Origin of the sequence: Neorhizobium sp. LjRoot104 (assembly GCF_964253725.1) — a bacterium.
GTDB lineage: Bacteria > Pseudomonadota > Alphaproteobacteria > Rhizobiales > Rhizobiaceae > Neorhizobium.
In genome coordinates this window covers 1724721-1741739 of the sequence record NZ_CAXURS020000002.1, presented here as the reverse complement: position 1 = coordinate 1741739, position 17019 = coordinate 1724721, and the positions used below count along the sequence as shown (strand labels likewise).

General features: G+C 58.9%; 19 protein-coding genes and 5 pseudogenes. 10 read left to right on the top strand and 14 right to left on the bottom strand.

All coding sequences use genetic code 11. The features are described 5' to 3' along the window. Nucleotides 1-7 precede the first annotated feature (7 nt). The 3 genes from ACSQ8R_RS30430 to dinB form a co-directional block, all read right to left on the bottom strand. Nucleotides 8-334, bottom strand: a complete 327-nt coding sequence (locus ACSQ8R_RS30430; RefSeq protein ID WP_436257042.1) for a hypothetical protein — start codon at nucleotides 332-334, stop codon at nucleotides 8-10. Continuing rightward, a complete protein-coding gene (locus tag ACSQ8R_RS30425) occupies nucleotides 331-966 on the bottom strand; it encodes a DNA polymerase III subunit epsilon (protein WP_436257041.1) in 636 nt (211 codons plus the stop codon). Before ACSQ8R_RS30425 ends, ACSQ8R_RS30430 begins: the two co-directional genes overlap by 4 nt. 150 nt (nucleotides 967-1116) lie before the next feature. Further along, nucleotides 1117-2214 carry a DNA polymerase IV gene (dinB, locus tag ACSQ8R_RS30420; RefSeq protein ID WP_436257040.1) on the bottom strand — a complete coding sequence of 366 codons (1098 nt, stop codon included), beginning with the start codon at nucleotides 2212-2214 and terminating at the stop codon, nucleotides 1117-1119. Between the two features lie 152 nt (nucleotides 2215-2366). On the opposite strand from dinB, the gene ACSQ8R_RS30415 reads away from it, so the two are divergent. Next, complete coding sequence (locus ACSQ8R_RS30415) at nucleotides 2367-2675, top strand: hypothetical protein (RefSeq protein ID WP_436257039.1); 309 nt, start codon at nucleotides 2367-2369, stop codon at nucleotides 2673-2675. 58 nt (nucleotides 2676-2733) lie between these two features. Continuing rightward, a complete protein-coding gene (gene ligD, locus ACSQ8R_RS30410; RefSeq protein ID WP_436257038.1) occupies nucleotides 2734-5394 on the top strand; it encodes a DNA ligase D in 2661 nt (886 codons plus the stop codon). Nucleotides 5395-5401: 7 nt separating this feature from the next. Here ligD and ACSQ8R_RS30405 read toward each other — a convergent pair whose 3' ends face one another. Continuing rightward, a complete protein-coding gene (locus ACSQ8R_RS30405; protein WP_062553818.1) occupies nucleotides 5402-5776 on the bottom strand; it encodes a GFA family protein in 375 nt (124 codons plus the stop codon). Between the two features lie 11 nt (nucleotides 5777-5787). Next, on the bottom strand, nucleotides 5788-6744 hold the full coding sequence (locus tag ACSQ8R_RS30400) for an SDR family oxidoreductase (protein ID WP_436257037.1): 957 nt from the start codon (nucleotides 6742-6744) through the stop codon (nucleotides 5788-5790). 174 nt (nucleotides 6745-6918) lie between these two features. Between ACSQ8R_RS30400 and ACSQ8R_RS30395 the strand changes: the two are divergent. Then, nucleotides 6919-7092: pseudogene (locus ACSQ8R_RS30395) on the top strand (DUF2934 domain-containing protein); the annotation flags it as partial. Between the two features lie 104 nt (nucleotides 7093-7196). On the opposite strand, the gene ACSQ8R_RS30390 reads toward ACSQ8R_RS30395, so the two are convergent. From ACSQ8R_RS30390 to ACSQ8R_RS30370, 5 genes and pseudogenes are all read right to left on the bottom strand, one after another. Beyond that, nucleotides 7197-7715, bottom strand: coding sequence for a hydrolase (locus ACSQ8R_RS30390; protein WP_436257036.1), 519 nt, complete (start codon nucleotides 7713-7715; stop codon nucleotides 7197-7199). A gap of 6 nt (nucleotides 7716-7721) precedes the next feature. Beyond that, a complete protein-coding gene (locus ACSQ8R_RS30385) occupies nucleotides 7722-8123 on the bottom strand; it encodes a DUF2177 family protein (protein ID WP_436257035.1) in 402 nt (133 codons plus the stop codon). 252 nt (nucleotides 8124-8375) lie between these two features. Beyond that, complete coding sequence (locus tag ACSQ8R_RS30380; protein WP_436257034.1) at nucleotides 8376-8648, bottom strand: hypothetical protein; 273 nt, start codon at nucleotides 8646-8648, stop codon at nucleotides 8376-8378. A 303-nt stretch (nucleotides 8649-8951) separates the two neighbouring features. Next, nucleotides 8952-9767, bottom strand: a complete 816-nt coding sequence (locus tag ACSQ8R_RS30375) for a Ku protein (RefSeq protein ID WP_436257033.1) — start codon at nucleotides 9765-9767, stop codon at nucleotides 8952-8954. Nucleotides 9768-9780: 13 nt separating this feature from the next. After that, nucleotides 9781-10685: pseudogene (locus ACSQ8R_RS30370) on the bottom strand (Ku protein). A gap of 200 nt (nucleotides 10686-10885) precedes the next feature. Here ACSQ8R_RS30370 and ACSQ8R_RS30365 point away from each other — a divergent pair. The 3 genes and pseudogenes from ACSQ8R_RS30365 to ACSQ8R_RS30355 all read left to right on the top strand — a co-directional run bounded on the left by ACSQ8R_RS30365 (nucleotide 10886) and on the right by ACSQ8R_RS30355 (nucleotide 11573). Continuing rightward, the gene (locus ACSQ8R_RS30365) at nucleotides 10886-11065 is read left to right on the top strand and encodes a hypothetical protein (RefSeq protein ID WP_436257032.1); all 180 of its coding nucleotides are present in this window, start codon (nucleotides 10886-10888) and stop codon (nucleotides 11063-11065) included. Next, nucleotides 11062-11151: pseudogene (locus ACSQ8R_RS30360) on the top strand (exodeoxyribonuclease III); the annotation flags it as partial. The gene ACSQ8R_RS30365 and the pseudogene ACSQ8R_RS30360, both read left to right, overlap by 4 nt. A gap of 38 nt (nucleotides 11152-11189) precedes the next feature. Continuing rightward, nucleotides 11190-11573 carry a hypothetical protein gene (locus ACSQ8R_RS30355; protein ID WP_436257031.1) on the top strand — a complete coding sequence of 128 codons (384 nt, stop codon included), beginning with the start codon at nucleotides 11190-11192 and terminating at the stop codon, nucleotides 11571-11573. A 62-nt stretch (nucleotides 11574-11635) separates the two neighbouring features. On the opposite strand, the gene ACSQ8R_RS30350 is transcribed toward ACSQ8R_RS30355, so the two are convergent. Further along, complete coding sequence (locus tag ACSQ8R_RS30350) at nucleotides 11636-12133, bottom strand: ferritin-like domain-containing protein (RefSeq protein ID WP_436257030.1); 498 nt, start codon at nucleotides 12131-12133, stop codon at nucleotides 11636-11638. A gap of 131 nt (nucleotides 12134-12264) precedes the next feature. After that, nucleotides 12265-12426, bottom strand: coding sequence for a hypothetical protein (locus ACSQ8R_RS30345; RefSeq protein WP_436257320.1), 162 nt, complete (start codon nucleotides 12424-12426; stop codon nucleotides 12265-12267). 126 nt (nucleotides 12427-12552) lie between these two features. On the opposite strand from ACSQ8R_RS30345, the gene ACSQ8R_RS30340 reads away from it, so the two are divergent. From ACSQ8R_RS30340 to ACSQ8R_RS30325, 4 genes and pseudogenes are all read left to right on the top strand, one after another. Next, nucleotides 12553-12963: a low affinity iron permease family protein gene (locus ACSQ8R_RS30340; protein ID WP_436257029.1), complete on the top strand. Its 411-nt coding sequence runs from the start codon at nucleotides 12553-12555 to the stop codon at nucleotides 12961-12963. 293 nt (nucleotides 12964-13256) lie between these two features. After that, entirely contained in the window at nucleotides 13257-15404 is a 2148-nt protein-coding gene (catE, locus tag ACSQ8R_RS30335) for a catalase C (protein ID WP_436257319.1), read from the top strand. A gap of 60 nt (nucleotides 15405-15464) precedes the next feature. Then, nucleotides 15465-16119, top strand: a pseudogene (locus tag ACSQ8R_RS30330) (DUF6766 family protein). 133 nt (nucleotides 16120-16252) lie between these two features. Then, entirely contained in the window at nucleotides 16253-16414 is a 162-nt protein-coding gene (locus tag ACSQ8R_RS30325) for a VOC family protein (protein WP_436257318.1), read from the top strand. Here the strand turns inward: ACSQ8R_RS30325 and ACSQ8R_RS30320 are convergent. After that, a pseudogene (locus ACSQ8R_RS30320) lies at nucleotides 16385-16507 on the bottom strand (Hsp20/alpha crystallin family protein); the annotation flags it as partial. The gene ACSQ8R_RS30325 and the pseudogene ACSQ8R_RS30320 sit on opposite strands and share 30 nt — an antisense overlap. A gap of 98 nt (nucleotides 16508-16605) precedes the next feature. Continuing rightward, complete coding sequence (locus tag ACSQ8R_RS30315) at nucleotides 16606-17016, bottom strand: Hsp20 family protein (protein ID WP_436257028.1); 411 nt, start codon at nucleotides 17014-17016, stop codon at nucleotides 16606-16608. Between the last annotated feature and the right edge of the window lie 3 nt (nucleotides 17017-17019).

Sequence of the window (17019 nt, the reverse complement as noted above, 5' to 3'; positions counted from 1 at the left end):
CCTGTTCCTAGAGGCTTGCAAGCCAGTCGGCGTAGGGCGTGTTCTTCGCCAGGTGCCTGTTGTAGTCCGGTGCGCCGTCGTCCCACCAGGGGGCGCCGCGCTCGCCGAGAGCAACTTTCGCCTGATCGACCAGATGCCGGGCTTTTTTGATGGCCCCCGGGTCTCCCTTCGCGTCGCGGACGGCACGTCTTGCTGACATCAGGTCCTTGACCAGCCTTTCTCGCGTGGCGTCGTCCAGCGCCGGATTGCTCTTGCGCCAGAGCCTGCCGCACACCACGAAATACCGCCCATCCGGCGTATCGGGGTAGGACGGGGTGTCAGGACGCTTCGTCACAGGAGTGTCCCCTGGGCAGGCTCGAGCGGCTCCATTTCCTGGCGTTCTCCGCGCCGTGCCAATTCCGTCTCGGCACTGAAGCGGACGTCGACATCGCGATCACGCGCGAAGTCCTCAAGCGCTTCATCAGGGATCCGATCCCAGGTTTTGCCGCGATCCGGACCAGCGGGAACGCGCGGCAGTAGACCCGGTTCGCGGCTCCAGGCCAGGAGTTGGTCCAGAGATGTCGCATTCAAGAGGTCCCGGAGGTGATGCGCGGTGACATACGCATCGGGCATGGCGCGATGGGCCGGCAGGCCGATGTCATGTACGAGACCCTCCGGCATGCGCTGGTAGCGCAGCATCTGGTTGGAAAAGCGCGGCAGTTCCGGCCAGACTCGCAAAGCCGATTTCCAGGTGCAGATCCATGGCGTTCCACCGGTGAAGCGCGGCGTGCAGTAGCGCTGTTCAAAACCCGCCCGGTGCGCCGCGAGCGCATCCAGCCGCCCCGGAGGTCGCAGCACGCTTGCGGCGATATCCTTCCAGAACGGAGCATCGGCCACCTGGCTGTCAAGGATATGATGCACGGCAATCGTATCCGGCGTCATCGGCCGTCCGGGATTGACCAGCAGTGCGCCACGCTCCTCGGTCACCCGCCACACGCCATCGTCACCAAGAACGACATCCTGCCAACCGATCTCGCAGACATCGTTCGGGCCATTGCCGCCGGTCTCGAGATCGATGACGCGGACTCTGGGGAGAGAAATGTCGGAAATCCTGATCGTTCCTCTTGTTGAACCCGATCATAAAGCCAGGTCGAGCTGGGGTTGTTCCCCGTCATGGTCTGTCTGATCGTTGGTGAGCGAGGAGAGCGTAACGCCAAGCAGACGGACCGGGCGCTTGAAGGGATAGACCGTGGCAAGAAGCGCCGATGCCGCCTCCATGATCCCAGCAACGCCCGTGACAGGAAACGTGCCCGTCCTGCTTCGCGTTGCCTGGGTGAAGTCCGAATATTTGATCTTCACCGTCACCGTCCTGCCGCTGATCGACTTTGCCTGACAATGCGACCAGACTTTTTCCGCCAGAGGTCTCAGCTCGGTGGTGGCCAGGGCAATATCGTCGATGTCATCGACAAACGTATCTTCAGCGCCGACCGACTTTCGCACCCGGTCGGGCCGCACCGGACGGTCGTCGATGCCGCGAGCGATGCCATAAAAATAGGGGCCGGATTTCCCGAAATTCTCCGTCAGGAAGAGCAGCGATTTCGATTTGAGATCGGCGCCGGTTTCGATGCCGAGACGGTGCATCTTCTCGGCGGTGGCAGGACCGACGCCGTGAAACTTCTTAACCGCGAGCCCTTCGACGAATGCAGGCCCGTTCTTCGGCGTTATGACGGCCTGGCCGTTCGGCTTGTTGAGGTCCGACGCCATCTTGGCAAGGAACTTGTTGTAGGAAATGCCGGCCGATGCATTGAGACCAGTGACGGCCTTTATCTTCGCACGGATTTCCAGTGCGATCTCGGTGGCAATCGGCATGTCCTTGAGATTTTCCGTCACGTCGAGATAGGCTTCGTCGAGCGACAGCGGTTCGATCAGCGGCGTATATTCCGCGAAGATCTCGCGGATCTGTTGCGAGACGGCGCGATAGACCTCGAACCGTGGTTTCACGAAAATCAGCTCCGGGCACTTCCGAGCCGCCGTCACCGACGGCATGGCCGAGCGGACGCCATACTCGCGGGCCTCATAGCTTGCCGCAGCAACCACACCACGAGCAGCCGCGCCGCCGACCGCAAGAGGCTTGCCGCGTAGCTCCGGATTGTCACGCTGTTCCACCGACGCGTAGAAGGCATCCATGTCGACATGGATGATCTTGCGAGGGGATGGTGCAGTCATGTCGTTCATGTGGGTCGTTCAACGCAAATGAAAACAAAGAGGGAACATAACAGGCGTCCGGCACGAATCCAACCCGACGAGATTGAGTTTTCCATTGGGACCGAAACAACACGACCGGAGCGACGTTTGGTACCCGATGACCAAAACGCAGGGAGAAACTCATGTCTGACGATAGCACCACGACCATCCGCGCAACCTTCAAGACCCGTGAGGCTGCGGACCTTGCGATAGAACATCTGGTCCAGAGCCATGGAATTTCCCGGTCCGATATATTCGTGCAGCCGGTCGCGTCTGAAAACTCGGCAGGATCTGCACCCTCGGGCGGCGACGTGTTGCGTGACGGCGACGTGCGTACCGATGCGCCGCTCGAGGGAGAGATCGAAGTGTCGGCCGACATTGCGTCCCAGAAGATCGCCGCCGTGCAGCGCAGTTTCGGCGATCTCGATGCGATCCGGGTTTCGGGACGTTGACCAGTCGGGAGCCGGTCGAGCCGGCTCCTTTCGTATTGTGTGGCGGAGTTGCGAGATCATGGCTGACAGTCTTTCGACATATCGGTCGAAGCGGGATTTCAAGAAGACAAAGGAGCCGAGCGGCGAGGTGGGCATCAAGCCATCCAATCGCCTGCGCTTCGTCATACAGAAACACGACGCGACCCGCCTGCATTACGATCCGCGCCTTGAACTCGACGGCGTATTCAAATCCTGGGCCGTAACCCGGGGGCCGTCGCTCGATCCGAGCGACAAGAGGCTTGCAGTCGAGGTCGAGGATCATCCGCTCGATTACGGCGATTTCGAAGGCACGATCCCAAAAGGTGAATATGGCGGTGGTACCGTCATGCTCTGGGACCGAGGCTACTGGGAGCCGGAAGGCAATAAATCGCCGGAAGAAGCCCTGAAGAAGGGCGACTTCAAGTTCGTACTGCACGGCAAACGCCTGCAAGGAAGTTTCGTCCTTGTGCGGATGCGGCATGATCGCGACGGCGGCAAGCGAACCAACTGGCTGCTGATCAAGCATCACGACGAACATTCGGTCGAGGCAGACGGGGCAGCGATCCTGGAAGACAATAACACCTCCGTTGCATCCGGTCGCACGATGGAGTCGATAGCGTCCGGCAAGGGCAGGAAGCCGAAGCCGTTCATGCTGGAAGGTGATGCGGCCGAAGCGGATGCCGTCTGGGACAGCAGTCATGGCCTTGCCGCCGAAGAGCGCAAGGCGACAGCAAAGTTGGATGCAAGCAAGGGGAAAAAACGCGCGGCCACGAAGCGCGCCAAGTCCGTTATGCCTGACTTTATCGCGCCGCAGCTCTGTGAAACCCTTACCCGTCCGCCGGCGGGAAAAGGCTGGATCCACGAAATCAAATTCGACGGGTACCGCATCCAGATGCGCGTCGAGAATGGTGACGTAACGCTGAAGACCCGCAAGGGCCTCGACTGGACAGCGAAATGGCCCGCAATCGCCGCCGCCGCTTCTTCCCTTCCCGACTGCATCATTGATGGCGAAATCTGCGCTCTCGATGAGAACGGCGCACCTGACTTTGCGGCCCTTCAAGCCGCGCTCTCGGAAGGAAAGACGGATGAGCTGGTCTACTTGGCTTTCGATCTCCTGTTTGTCGGCGATGACGATCTGCGTGACCATCCGCTGACGGAGCGGAAGGAGAGACTGGCATCCTTCCTATCCGAGGCAGGCGAAGATCCGCTCCTTCGTTTTGTCGAGCATTTCGAGACCGGTGGCGATGCGGTGCTGAAGTCTGCTTGTCGGCTGTCGTTGGAAGGTATCGTATCCAAGCAGGCGGACGCGCCGTATCAGTCCGGGCGTACGGAAACATGGGCGAAATCCAAGTGCCGTGCTGGTCATGAAGTCGTTATCGGCGCGTACGCTACGACCAACGGCAAATTCCGCTCGCTGCTGGGCGTTAATCGCGGCAATCATTTTGTCTATGTCGGCCGGGTCGGCACGGGGTACGGCGCAAAGGTCGTCGAGACACTTCTACCGAAGCTGCGGGCACTTGAAACCGCGAAGTCACCATTCACGGGCATCGGGGCTCCCAAAAAGTCATCCGACGTCGTCTGGCTGAAACCCGAGCTCGTTGCCGAGATCGAATTCGCCGGCTGGACCGCGGACGGACAGGTACGGCAGGCATCGTTCAAGGGCTTGCGGGAGGACAAGCCGGCGGACGAGGTCGAGGCAGAGACTCCGGCATCTCCGGTCGAACAGGAGGTGCCAGACCCCGAAACCGACAAGCCGGCGCAGAAGCGGTTTCGGAAGGGTGCAAAGGCGGAGGTCATGGGAGTGATGATCTCCAGCCCTGACAAGCCGCTGTGGCCGGACGCCGGCGACAAGCAGCCCGTCACAAAGGTCGATCTGGCTCGCTATCACGAAGCTGTCGGGTCCTGGCTGATCGAGCATATCAAGGGTCGACCGTGCTCGATCATCCGCACGCCAGATGGCATTGGCGGCGAGCAGTTTTTCCAGCGCCATGCCATGCCGGGGACGTCCAATCTCCTTGAGCTGGTCACTGTCTTCGGCGACAAGAAACCCTACCTGCAGATCGACCGGGTCGAAGGGCTGGCGGCGATCGCCCAGATCGGCGGCGTCGAGTTACATCCCTGGAACTGCGAGCCCAACCAGCCGGAAGTTCCGGGACGCCTGGTATTCGATCTGGATCCGGGTCTGGGCGTCGAATTCTCCACCATTGTCGAAGCCGCACGCGAGATACGCGATCGCCTAGAGGAGCTCGGCCTGGTCAGCTTCTGCAAGACGACGGGTGGCAAGGGTCTGCATGTGGTCACGCCCCTCACAGTGCCGAAGGGCACGAAACTCAGCTGGGACGAGGCAAAAGGCTTTGCCCATGACGTCTGCCAGGAAATGGCTCGGGACAATCCGGATCTCTACCTGATCAAGATGGCCAAGAACCAGCGCGAGGGTCGCATCTTCCTGGATTACCTGCGCAACGATCGGATGGCGACAGCCGTCGCGCCTCTGTCGCCACGCGCGCGGCCGGGCGCGACGGTCTCGATGCCGCTCAACTGGACGCAGGTGAAAGCCGACCTCGACCCTAGGCGCTTTACGGTCAGGACAGTGCCGGATCTCTTGAAGAAAAGCACGGCGTGGCAGGACTACTGTGACGGCCAGCGACCACTCGAGCCGGCCATCAAGCGGCTCGCGAAATCCCGGAAGGTCGCGGCCTGACCCGATTTCACGTCCGATCCTCGTCGAACTGTTCAGCACCGTCTATCGCCGCGAGCCAGGGTTCGCGGCGTTTCACCCACAGCTCGTAGACCGGGACCAGGTCCGTTGGCGCCTCGCTCAGGCTCCCCAGTTTGATCTCGGCCTCCGTCTCATCATATGCGAACAGACGTGAGCCGCAGGAAGGACAGAACCGGCGGCCTTCAAACACGGTCGTCTCACCCGCACTGGTGAACTGGGCTGCAGGCCAGATGCCGAAATAGGTGAAAGCCGAACCGCTCTCGACGCGGCAGTCGGTGCAGTGGCAGATGCCAATGCGTGTCGGCTCGCCTTTCACCGCAAATGAGACCCGACCACATCGGCATGAACCCTGTCGTTCGCTCATGGGTGCCATCCTCAATACCCCCCGACGATCGGCAGTATCTCGCCGGTGATATAGCTTGAGCATTGCGGTGAGGCGAGGAAGACATAGGCCGGCGCAATTTCTTCCGGCTGGGCCGGGCGCTTCATTGGCGTGCCGGAGCCGAACTGGGCGACCTTGTCGGGCTCCTTGTCGCTTGGGTTAAGCGGTGACCAAACAGGCCCTGGGGCGACGCAGTTGACGCGGATTCCTTTTGGGATGAGCTGCGATGCAAGTGACCTGGTGAAGGCGTGGATGCCGCCCTTGGTCATAGAGTAATCGAGCAGCGTCTTTTCGCCGTCAAAACCGGTGACGGATCCCGTATTGATGATCGCCGAGCCGTTCTTGAGATGCGGAACCGCGGCGCGAGCCATGTGGAAATAGCCGTACAGATTGGTCTTTAACGTCTCGTCGAAATGATCCTCGGTCAGGTCGACGATGTCGTAGGTGTGGACCTGGAAGGCAGAATTGTTCACCAGGACATCGAGCTTTCCGAATTCGGATACGGTCCTTTCGACGGCGTCGCGGCAAAAAGCGGATTCCTTCACGTCGCCCTTGATCACCAGGCAGCGGCGACCTTCCTTCTCGACGGCGGCTGCCGTCTCCTCGGCGTCGCCATCCTCGTCAAGGTGAACGATCGCGATATCGGCGCCTTCCCGGGCAAACAGCACCGCCACGGATCGCCCGATACCGCTGTCGCCTCCGGTGATGAGGGCGACCTTGTCCTTCAGCTTCGCTGAGCCGATATAGAACGGCGCGTCATACATCGTGGCCGGCACGAGGGCGGCTTCGTCACCCGGCTTGTCCTGATGCTGCTCTGCAAATGGCGGCTCAGGATATCGACGGGCGCCGGCCTGCATTGCGTGCGGCTCGGCAGAGACCTCCTGCTGATCCGCCTCGGCGACCTGTTCCTGGATTTCGCGTTGCTTTGCTGCGGTGAATGCTGCGGTCATCGTCCTGTCTCCATCCTTATGTTTCAACCAAACGATCGGGATGAGAAATCGTTCGCAAGGCGGTAGACGGCCCTCAGGCTCCATTCAAATGTTGCGATGAAAAAGAGGAACTTGTGGGGGCTTGCGCGCTTATCGCAAGCGAATGCGATCACGTCAGGATTAAGAGGTTGGAGAATGGCCAGGGATCAATATGAGCGCATCCAGCTGAGAGCCTATGAAATCTGGGAAAACGAGGGGCGCCCGGAAGGCGCTGCCGCCCGTCATTGGGACCAGGCACTAGATGAAATCGCCGGCGATGACGAACATGAAACACTTCAGGACTTGATCGACGAAGATGACCGGGAGGACGAGGAGCGTGAAGAACGCGCTTCAACAGAGCCACAGGACCCCGGACGCCCCTGAGTCGCGACTGACATCCCTGCCGTGCGACGAAAACCATACACTGCGGCCAACTACATGACGCTGGCAGAGACTTTCGTCTTTGTCCTGGAGTTGAGGATTTCGGCCAGGCTCACTGGCTTCAAACCCTCCGCATCGACACCGACATCGAATTGGCGAGGAACCGGCTTCAGTCGACCATGCGAGTGTCCGTGTAAATTGATCGATCCTTTGCCCATCTGATTCCAAGTCCGGAATGCATAGTGGCACAGGATCAGATGGTGGCCTCCCTCTCGGATTTCGGCGTAATGCTGGACGCTGGCCCACCCCTTAGATGCCGTCGTCGTCTCCGGATCATTGTTGCCGACGATCAGGTGTTTCCGGCCGTTCAGCTTTCCGAGCAAGTCGGCACAATCTCCGCCTTTTACCGACATGAAGTCGCCAAGATGCCAGACATCGTCGTCCTGCCCGACGACGACATTCCAGTTGTCGATGAGCGCCGCATCATGCGATGCCATGTCCGGAAATGGACGACGGTCGATGCGCAACACGCGTGGATCCGCAAAATGCGTGTCTCCGGTGAAGAAGAACACCGCCTGCTAACCGAACTGACGGGCCGCCGCGTAGCCGCATGCGCTCGCAGTGGCTGTCAGGACCGTGCCCCAACCCAGATCGACGATCGTCAGCGGGACCGGCCAGTTCTTCAGGGTCGAGAGATTGGTCATGTCGTAGGTTCCATAGGCCGCGAGTCCGAGTATCGCCCCGTAACCAATGGGCGTCCATACTGAGCCGGCCTCGAGACCGGGGCGCACGGCGAGGATGACGATACCAATCGCAAAGAAGAGATAGAACACTGCGGCAACCGCGAAGTTCGGGGACGGCAGCATCAGGTCTCCGAGTTGGTCGCGATAGAAGTTCTTGGCAAGGACGCCAAGCCAGATCGCATCGATGAGCAGAAATGAAATGAGCGTTCCAGCGTAAGCGATACCAAGTGTCTTCATCGTTTCGTTCCTTTCGATGAGCGATACCAGGTAAACAAGATGGCTGCTTTCCTGTTCCGGGCGTCGGGCTTCTGGATCGAAGCAGGGAGATGAATCCTTGCTGTGGAACCGGGTCGCTCTATCTATGAGGTATGGAAAATGAAGCCCTGAAGCCGAAGCTCACAAAATCCGAAAAGCTCGACGCGACGGCCGACGCGGCATAGGAAGTCATCGACAGACAGGCATCAGAACGGGAGAAGAAGACGGCGCTTCTCAAACAGATGCGGTTGTCCCGAGATGCTGCGTCGCGGCCAAATCTTTCGGAACCTCCTCGTTCCGCTCAACGCTCAGGTTAGGGAAGGTGACGATTAATTTTTCGGCACGATCCAGGCAAACATACGCGCCTTCCACTATAGTCGACCGCGGCTGATTTTGTTTCAGATCGATAACGGCATTGCTTCCCGGCGCCGTGATCACCGCGAAGTGGTCGTTCGGACTGTATATCGAGATGCGAAAGCCGTGGGACTCACGAACCATGCCGGGCAAGCCGACCTCCCAAGCCGCTAGGTAAATTCATAGCTCGCGGTTTCGAGGACATTACCGTCGCCTCGGTGACCCACACTTTTCCATCGACATCTTCCCCCCTGGCGATCGCGGCTGCAGCCAGGTCGCGGTAGAACTCTGCATACCGGATCAGCCGTCGAAGAGTTTTCTGCCGTAGCTTTGATCGCTTCGCACGTCACGATCACCAGCCAGACGGTCGAGCCATCAGTGACCGCAATCTGGCCGTTCTCGTGAAAAAGAAAAGGCGCTGGTTCGCACAGCGTGATCTCTGTTTCGTCAATCATCTCAACCAGCCTTCCGGTTCTTCAGTTCGGCAGAGACTGATTTGCGAAGCGCATCCATGATGTTGACCACGTTTGACTTCGGTTCGACTTCGTCGGCTTTTTTGCTCTTGATGGATTTCTTCGGCTTGAGCGCCTTCTTCTTCTCCTCAATAAGCTCAAGGAGGCTTTCCTGGATCGGATCGCTGACCATGTCCGGAGACCAGCGCTTTGTCTTCTGTTTGATCAGCTTCTGGACGAGAGGGATGAGATCGGGATCGGCATCGTCGTCGATGTCCTCGAAGTAGTTTTCTTCCGGCCGCACCTCGTCGCCGAACCGCAGAGACCATAGCACGATGCCTTCGTCGCGCGGCTCCAGAACAACTGCCTTCTCACGGCGCCCGATGACGAGCTTCGATATCCCGACGACCTTGTCGGCTTTCATCGCGTCGCGGATCACGGCGAAGGCTTCATTGCCAACCGCATCGTCGGGCATCAAATAGTGCGGCTTTTCCAGGTAGATCCATTCGATGCTGTCGGCGGGTGCGAACTTCTCGATGTCGATGGTCTTCACTGTATCCAGCGCGACGTTATCAAGGTCGTCGTCGGTCAGGATGACATAGTCGTTCTCGCCGCGAGCGTAGCCTTTTGCCTCGTTCTCATCCTTCACAGGTTTGCCAGTAACGGAATCGATGTACTGGGAAACGACCCGGTTGCCGGTGTCCTTGTTGAGGGTGTGGAATCGAACCTTCTCCGATTCCGATGTCGCGGGGGTCATGTTCACGGGGCAGGTGACGAGGGAGAGCTTGAGGTATCCCTTCCAGTATGGACGCAGAGCCATGGCAACCTCCTCCTCAAGCCGACTTGCGCTGCGGGGCCGCCTTCGAAGCGGCGGACTTCGCGGCAGCCCCGCGCGCGACGCCCTGACGGCCTGCGCCCTTGTTGGCATTGGCTGCAGTGCGTTTCGGCTTATCGCTGGATGCCTTCGTCATGCCAGCGCTTTCTCGGAGGGCGGCTAGCAGATCGTTGGGCTTCGAGACCTCGACCTTTTTGCGCTTCGGTATCGACTTACCTTCAATTTTGGCCTTGACGAGTTCTTCCAGCGCGGCCTCGTATCGATCATCGAAGGTGGCTGGATCGAAGTCACCCTTCTTCGTCGAAATGATGTGCTTGGCGAGATCGAGAATCTCGCCCTCGATCTTGATCTTTGGCATCTCCTCGAAGGCCTTTTTCGAAGAGCGGACCTCGTAGTCGTAATTGAGGGTGGTCGCGATCAGGCCCTTGCCGTGTGGACGGATCAGGACGGTCCGCATCCGCCGGAGAGGACTGTCCTGGCGATGGCGGCCACCTTCGACTTCCGCATGCCGTCCCGGAGAGCGGCGAACGCATCCGACACCGTCTTATCCGGGGTCAGGTAGTATGGCTTGTCGAAATAGACATCATCGACATCCGAGCACGGGATGAACGCCTCAATCTCAAGTGTCTTGTTGCTTTCGGGGATTGTCGCGGCGACCTCGTCGGGATTGATGATGATGTACTGGCCGTTTTCGATCTCGAAGCCCTTGGTCTGCTGTTCCTTCTCGACAAGCTCTTCGGTCTCGCTATCGATGAACACGCGGTTGACCCTGTTTCCGGTCGCTTTGTTGATGGTGTTGAAGGTGATGCGGTCCGATGTCGAAGCCGCAGTATAGAGTGCGACACCTGCCGAGACCTCGCCAAACTTGATGAACCCCTTCCACTGGGCGCGCTGACCTGCCATCGAACTCTCCATACTAAACGCAACTTTGGCGATTCGACCGAATCAGTGAGCGAATCGTTCCGGCCCGAAAAGCGCCTCTTTTTCAACGACTTGATTCAATTTTTCTCTGCAACCTCAGGAGTCGGATCAAGGTGCTGGAATCGATGCATCTTTTGATCCGCTCACGAGTTATCGAGGTACCGCAACCAAAGGAGGGTCCCATGAGCAAGCGAGAACTCATCGATACAGGAACCGACAAACGATACGTCCGCCGTGATGAGCAGGGTCAGTTCACGGAATCCGTCGATGTCGGCAGATCTCTGTCTGCAGACAAGCGTCACGACGCGAAACATGATGCCAAGCCAGGTGAGGGCGACAAGGGCGATCACAAACGCAAGTGAAGGTCGCCACCTACAACGTCAATGGCGTCAACGGGCGCCTCGAGATCCTGCCGCGATGGCTGGACGAGGCGGAACCTGACGTAGTCCCGACGTCTGCTCCAATCCCTGCGCTGACGTCCTGGCGGTGGACGACGACAGCCTCGTGCTGATGAATACGGTTTTGATGGTCGAGGCTCTCGGGCACACGGTAATCGAGGCAAGCTCAGGTGATGAAGCGCTGCGAATCCTTGAACAACAAGCCGCTACCCGAAGTCCTGATCACCGATCCTGCCATGCCCCACATGACCGGGCCGAACTAGCCCGACGGCTTGCCGAACGGCACCCAAAGCTGCACGTGATCCTTGCGACCGGCTATGCCGAATTGCTGGGCGGAGAGGGCGCGGGGCTGGCGCGGCTTTCGAACTATCTAGTCAGGATCAGCTCAACGATCCACTTGCCTTGGTCAGTGCGCCAGACCGATAGCACCTCGTCCGTCAAAGCCCTCCGGGAAATGGCGTCGGCAGGATAGCCATCCCCTTTAACCCCAAACGCAAAAGGCGCCAGACGGCGCCTCTTCCCATTTCGCTGCATTCAAGCTGCCTTCTTGCCCTTAACATTCGCAGAAGCTTCGGCGAGCTGCGTCAGTTTCTTGTCGGTTGCCTCTTCCTCCGCAAGGTTTGCCTGAAGGAGTGGCACGGCCTCATTAAGCCCCAGCTGCTTCGCCCAGGCGATCAATGTGCCGTAGCGGGCGATCTCGTAATGTTCGACAGCCTGCGCAGATGAAATGAGACCGGCGTCCAGCGCGACGGTACCCTTATATTCCTCCATGATTTCTTCGCCTTCAGCGATGATCCCCTGGATGGCTTCACAGGTCTTGCCGCGGGCCGGCTTGCCGAGGAGTTCGAACACCTGTTCGAGCCGCTCGATCTGTCCCTGCGTTTCATCCCGGTGCTGCAGGAAGCCGGCTTTGCCTTCCTCGGATTGCGCTGCGCGCGCCATCTTCGGCAAAGCCTTCAAGATCTGCTTTTCGGCGAAATAGATGTCTTTCAGCGTATCGAGGAACAGGTCGTTCAATGTCTTCTCAGCCATGGGGTTCTCCTTTGACATGGATTTCGCCGAGTCAACGCCGGCGATCGAGGGAATGTTCCCAGTGCATGCAACCAACTGTGCACGGCGCAGCCAGGCCCAGGCTCGCCGAGGGGAGGAGATGTCGCCGGTCCCTAGACCTTGGCGTGCTCCCCAGCTTCTCGAAGCGACAGGAACTTCGTGGTGACCGCAATGATGTTTTCATCGAGCCATGCCGCCATCGCCTTTTCCTCGGCAAGATTTGCCTGAAGCGCTGAAGTCGCGGCGCCGTAGCCGCCCGCTTCGGCGACTGTCAGCAGTGACTTGAGATCACACCGACAGAAGCATTTCTAAGCGCGGCCTAAGGACGCGTGCCCGCTAGTTGAGGAACATCGTCATCGTCGGCCGCGTTTCCGGCAGACAATTTCGACGATGAGGTTCTCATGTCTAGGTTCTTTTCCAAGTTCGCGACACGCGTCGCCAGCCTCTCCGGCAAACCTGGCACATTTGTCCTGGCGGTGGCCGTCGTCCTCGCCTGGGCGATATCAGGCCCTTTCTTCGGCTATTCGGAAACCTGGCAGCTTGTCATCAATACCGGAACGACGATCATTACCTTCCTGATGGTCTTCGTTTTGCAGAACTCGCAGAACCGGGATGGAAAGGCGCTGCAGGCCAAGCTCGATGAACTTATTTTGACATCGCAGGCTCAGAACAAGTTTGTCGGCATCGAGAAACTGGACGAGGAGGCGCTTCGCAAGATGAGCACGGCGCTCGCCGAGCATGCAGAGCAGATCGAAGACGTCGCCGACGAAAAAGCAGGGGCCGCTGAGAGGCCGAAGCACGCGGCGGAGTAAGGCTGCCCGGGCGGCGAAAACCATGCGTGCCGAACTTCACTCTGTACAATGACAGGCAACCTTGCTGGAAGCACGCCCCAACGTTCAAATGTGCCCAACGCCTTCCGCATATTGTTGGCGGGCGGAGTGAAGGGGCGAGGGACATCAAGAACGTGGCCGTTCAAATGTCACGGCATACCAACTCGGTAAGCCTGCCTCGCCGGCTCGCTGACACCATGGAACAAACGTCCAACGCTCACCGTTCGGTGAAGTCAAGCTTCATCATCAATGTCATCTTCCCGTCGGAGCGCTCTATGCCGAAAAAATCCGCCCCAAAACGCACGTCAACAGCAGAGACCGCAACCATTCACGATCAAAAACTGCTACGGGGGGCAGGCGGAGAGCTTCACCAGATTGCCGAAGGCGACACGCCGATACTGACAACCGCCCAAGGCGGCCCGGTAGCAGACGATCAGAACACGCTGCGCGTCGGCGCCCGCGGCCCAGCCCTTATCGATGACTTTCATTTTCGCGAGAAGATTTTTCATTTTGACCATGAGCGAATTCCAGAGCGTGTTGTCCACGCGCGTGGATATGGTGCCCATGGCTTCTTCGAAACCTATGAATCCCTCGCCGCTTACACCCGGGCAGATCTGTTTCAACGACCCGGCGAACGGACGCCGGCATTCGTGCGGTTCTCGACGGTCGCAGGTAACAAAGGCTCGGCAGACCTTGCACGGGATGTGCGTGGTTTTGCTGTCAAGCTCTACACCCAGGAAGGGAACTGGGACCTGGTCGGCAACAACATTCCGGTCTTCTTCATCCAAGATCCCATTAAATTTCCCGATGTCGTTCACGCAGCAAAGCAGGAACCTGACCGTGCCTTTCCGCAGGCGCAGACAGCCCATGACAATTTCTGGGATTTCATCAGCCTGACGCCCGAGAGCATGCACATGGTCATGTGGATCATGTCGGACCGCACCATTCCACGCTCCTTCCGGTTCATGGAAGGGTTCGGCGTGCATACCTTCCGGTTCGTCAATACCAAGGACGAGTCGACTTTCGTCAAGTTCCATTGGAAACCGAAGCTGGGGCTGCAGTCTGTCGCCTGGAACGAGGCCGTCAAGATCAACGGAGCCGATCCAGACTTTCACCGCCGCGATCTGTGGCAGTCGATACAGTCCGGCAACTTCCCGGAATGGGAGCTGTGCGTCCAGCTGTTCGACCAGGAATTCGCCGACAGCTTCGACTTCGACATCCTTGATCCGACAAAGATCATCCCGGAGGAAATTTTGCCGGTCCAGCCGATCGGCCGCCTGGTACTCGACCGCATGCCTGACAACTTCTTTGCCGAAACCGAGCAGGTCGCATTCATGACCCAGAACGTGCCGCCAGGGATCGATTTCAGTAACGATCCGCTGCTGCAGGGCCGCAACTTCTCTTACCTCGACACTCAGCTCAAACGCCTCGGTGGACCGAACTTCACACACCTTCCGATTAATGCACCCAAGTGTCCGTTCCACAATTTCCAACAGGATGGGCACATGGCCATGCGCAACCCGGTGGGTCGGACCAACTATCAGCCGAACTCGCGCAATGAGGGGCCGCGGGAGTCGCCGGTGCAGGGCTATACACACTTCCCTTCGGACGAACACGGGCCGAAAGTCCGGCTTCGTCCGGAAAGCTTCGCGGACCACTACAGCCAGGCACGGCAGTTCTACATCAGCCAGACCCCGCCAGAGCAGCGCCACATCGCCATGGCGCTGACCTTTGAGCTCAGCAAGGTTGAAGCGCCTGTCATTCGGGAACGAATGGTGTCCCATCTCATGAACATCGATGAGACACTTGCCACGACCGTCGCACAGAAGCTTGGCTTCCAGTCCATGCCGAAGCCTGCGGATGCAGCTATGCCGACGCGCCAGGACCTGGAGCCGTCGCCGGCACTCAGTATCGTCGAACGCGGCCCGAAGCGATTTGAAGGTCGCAAGCTTGGGATCTTGATCACTGACGGCGTCGACGCCAAGCTTCTAAAAAGCTTGACTACCGCGATCACCAAGGAGACGGCGGTCTTCGAACTGATCGCACCCAAGGTTGGTGGCGTGACGGCATCTGATGGATCCTGGATCGAGGCGCATCACATGATCGACGGCGGACCGTCTGTTCTGTTCGATGCCGTTGCCCTTCTCACGTCCGCCGCCGCAATTGACGATCTGGTGAAGGAGGCGACCGCCCGAGACTTCGTTGCTGACGCCTTCCAGCACTGCAAGTTCATCGGCTACGACCAGTCGGCCTTGCCACTGCTTGAGAAGGCCGGGATTGCCAACGATCTTGACGAGGGCGTTCTTGCCTTGCCGGGAGAAGAAGGCCTTTCCGCTTTCGTCGCCGAGCTTGGCAAGCTGCGCGTTTGGGGTCGCGAACCGTCCGTCAAGCTTGGTAAGGCATCGCCTCCAATCAAAAGTTAGCAAGTGCAACGGGCGCCGCTCTTGCGGCGCCTGTCACCGCCTAAGTCAAAGGGAAAAGTAATGCGTCTATTGCGCGACAACGGGCTTACGATCGTCTTGGCGGTGGCGTCACTTGCTACGATCCTTGGGATGTTCCTGACCGGGTGGAATGTCTACAACGAGGAGTTGGCCAAGCATGGCAGCCATGCCGTCACGCTCTCGTCCTACGCGACCTCAGGCCATTTTCTCTCGGCTCTCTTCGAGAACTGGGAGAGCGAATTTCTGCAGATGTCGGCTTATGTCGTCCTGACCGCTTTTCTTTTCCAACGCGGCTCGTCGGAATCCAAGGACCCGGATGAAAGCGCGCCGCAGGACGAAGACCCCGCCGACAAGGCCAATGACCGCACCCCTGCCGGTGCGCCTTGGCGGAGTGGTTCGCCGGGTTTATTCCTATTCGCTTGGTCTGGCCTTGGCCGCTCTCTTTCTCCTCAGCTTTCTGCTTCACCTCCGCTACAGCGCCGAAGCGGAGAACGCGGAGGCGCTGACGCACGGACAACCGGTCCAGTCAATCTGGGATCATTTCGCAAGTGGTCAGTTCTGGTTCGAGTCGTTCCAGAACTGGCAGTCCGAGTTCCTGTCGACCGCCGTTCTGGTCGTCCTGTCGATTTTCCTGCGCTTCAGGGGATCCCCGGAATCGAAGCCCGTCGCAGCGTCCCATAGTGAAACCGGTTCGTGAATTTGCACTCCTTTTCCTAACGAACACCGCCCGAGCGTCATTGAGCCAGAGATGCAACTTTAATCCGGATCCACTTAAGACGTGCTCCTCCCAGAACAAACCCGGCCGCCGTCGGCGATCGGGGGAGAGGCTTATGCCGCAGTCCTCGCACATGGTTGCGTTGATCGTCCGAGACTATAACGAAGCGATTGCCTTCTTCGTCGAAAAGCTCGGCTTCGATCTTCTTGAAGATACCCATCAGCCGGAGCAGTGTCGGTACGCTGCCGTCGAACAGGCGATTCACCTCGCGATGTAGCGAGAGGAAGGGATCCCGGTCGTCGTCACGGAGGAGACTCGGAACCTGGTTGCCATTGTTGCGGCCCCAGGGAATCAAATCACGGACACTCATCTTTCTTCTCCTTATCTTGTGGTTCAGTTGGCAAACCTTCACTGTTGACGCCGGGCATCGCCCGGCGCCGTCTTTGCAAATTGTGCTGTGGTCGGAGCTTAAGCCGCCTGCTTGTCGGCCTCGATCTGTTTCGTCTCGGCCTTGGGCAGAGCCATATCAGTCGAGATCGCGATCTGGCGCGGCTTCATCGCATCCGGAATTTCCCGCTTGAGATCGATGGTCAACAGACCGTTAGTGCCGACGACCTTGACGTGATCGGCAAGCTCGAACCGACGCTGGAATGAGCGGCCAGCAATCCCGCGGTGCAGATATTGCACGTCTTCGGCATTTGCCTTCTGACCCGATACGAAGAGCATGTTCTGCTCCTGGGTAATCGTCAGTTCGTCCTGCGAGAAGCCTGCCACCGCCATCGCGATGCGGTATTCGTCCTCACCGGACTTGACGATGTCATATGGGGGCCAGTTGTCGATCGTCTCGATGCGGCTTGCAGCCTCGAGCGCATTCAGCATTCG

Excerpts from the sequence above, each read along its gene's own strand:
- dinB (WP_436257040.1), bottom strand. The coding sequence starts at position 2,214 with ATGAACGACATGACTGCACCATCCCCTCGCAAGATCATCCATGTCGAC.
- ACSQ8R_RS30415 (WP_436257039.1), top strand. The coding sequence starts at position 2,367 with ATGTCTGACGATAGCACCACGACCATCCGCGCAACCTTCAAGACCCGT.
- ligD (WP_436257038.1), top strand. The coding sequence starts at position 2,734 with ATGGCTGACAGTCTTTCGACATATCGGTCGAAGCGGGATTTCAAGAAG.
- ACSQ8R_RS30405 (WP_062553818.1), bottom strand. The coding sequence starts at position 5,776 with ATGAGCGAACGACAGGGTTCATGCCGATGTGGTCGGGTCTCATTTGCG.
- ACSQ8R_RS30400 (WP_436257037.1), bottom strand. The coding sequence starts at position 6,744 with ATGACCGCAGCATTCACCGCAGCAAAGCAACGCGAAATCCAGGAACAG.
- ACSQ8R_RS30385 (WP_436257035.1), bottom strand. The coding sequence starts at position 8,123 with ATGAAGACACTTGGTATCGCTTACGCTGGAACGCTCATTTCATTTCTG.
- ACSQ8R_RS30375 (WP_436257033.1), bottom strand. The coding sequence starts at position 9,767 with ATGGCTCTGCGTCCATACTGGAAGGGATACCTCAAGCTCTCCCTCGTC.
- ACSQ8R_RS30365 (WP_436257032.1), top strand. The coding sequence starts at position 10,886 with ATGAGCAAGCGAGAACTCATCGATACAGGAACCGACAAACGATACGTC.
- ACSQ8R_RS30350 (WP_436257030.1), bottom strand. The coding sequence starts at position 12,133 with ATGGCTGAGAAGACATTGAACGACCTGTTCCTCGATACGCTGAAAGAC.
- ACSQ8R_RS30340 (WP_436257029.1), top strand. The coding sequence starts at position 12,553 with ATGTCTAGGTTCTTTTCCAAGTTCGCGACACGCGTCGCCAGCCTCTCC.
- catE (WP_436257319.1), top strand. The coding sequence starts at position 13,257 with ATGCCGAAAAAATCCGCCCCAAAACGCACGTCAACAGCAGAGACCGCA.
- ACSQ8R_RS30325 (WP_436257318.1), top strand. The coding sequence starts at position 16,253 with ATGCCGCAGTCCTCGCACATGGTTGCGTTGATCGTCCGAGACTATAAC.
- ACSQ8R_RS30315 (WP_436257028.1), bottom strand. The coding sequence starts at position 17,016 with ATGCTGAATGCGCTCGAGGCTGCAAGCCGCATCGAGACGATCGACAAC.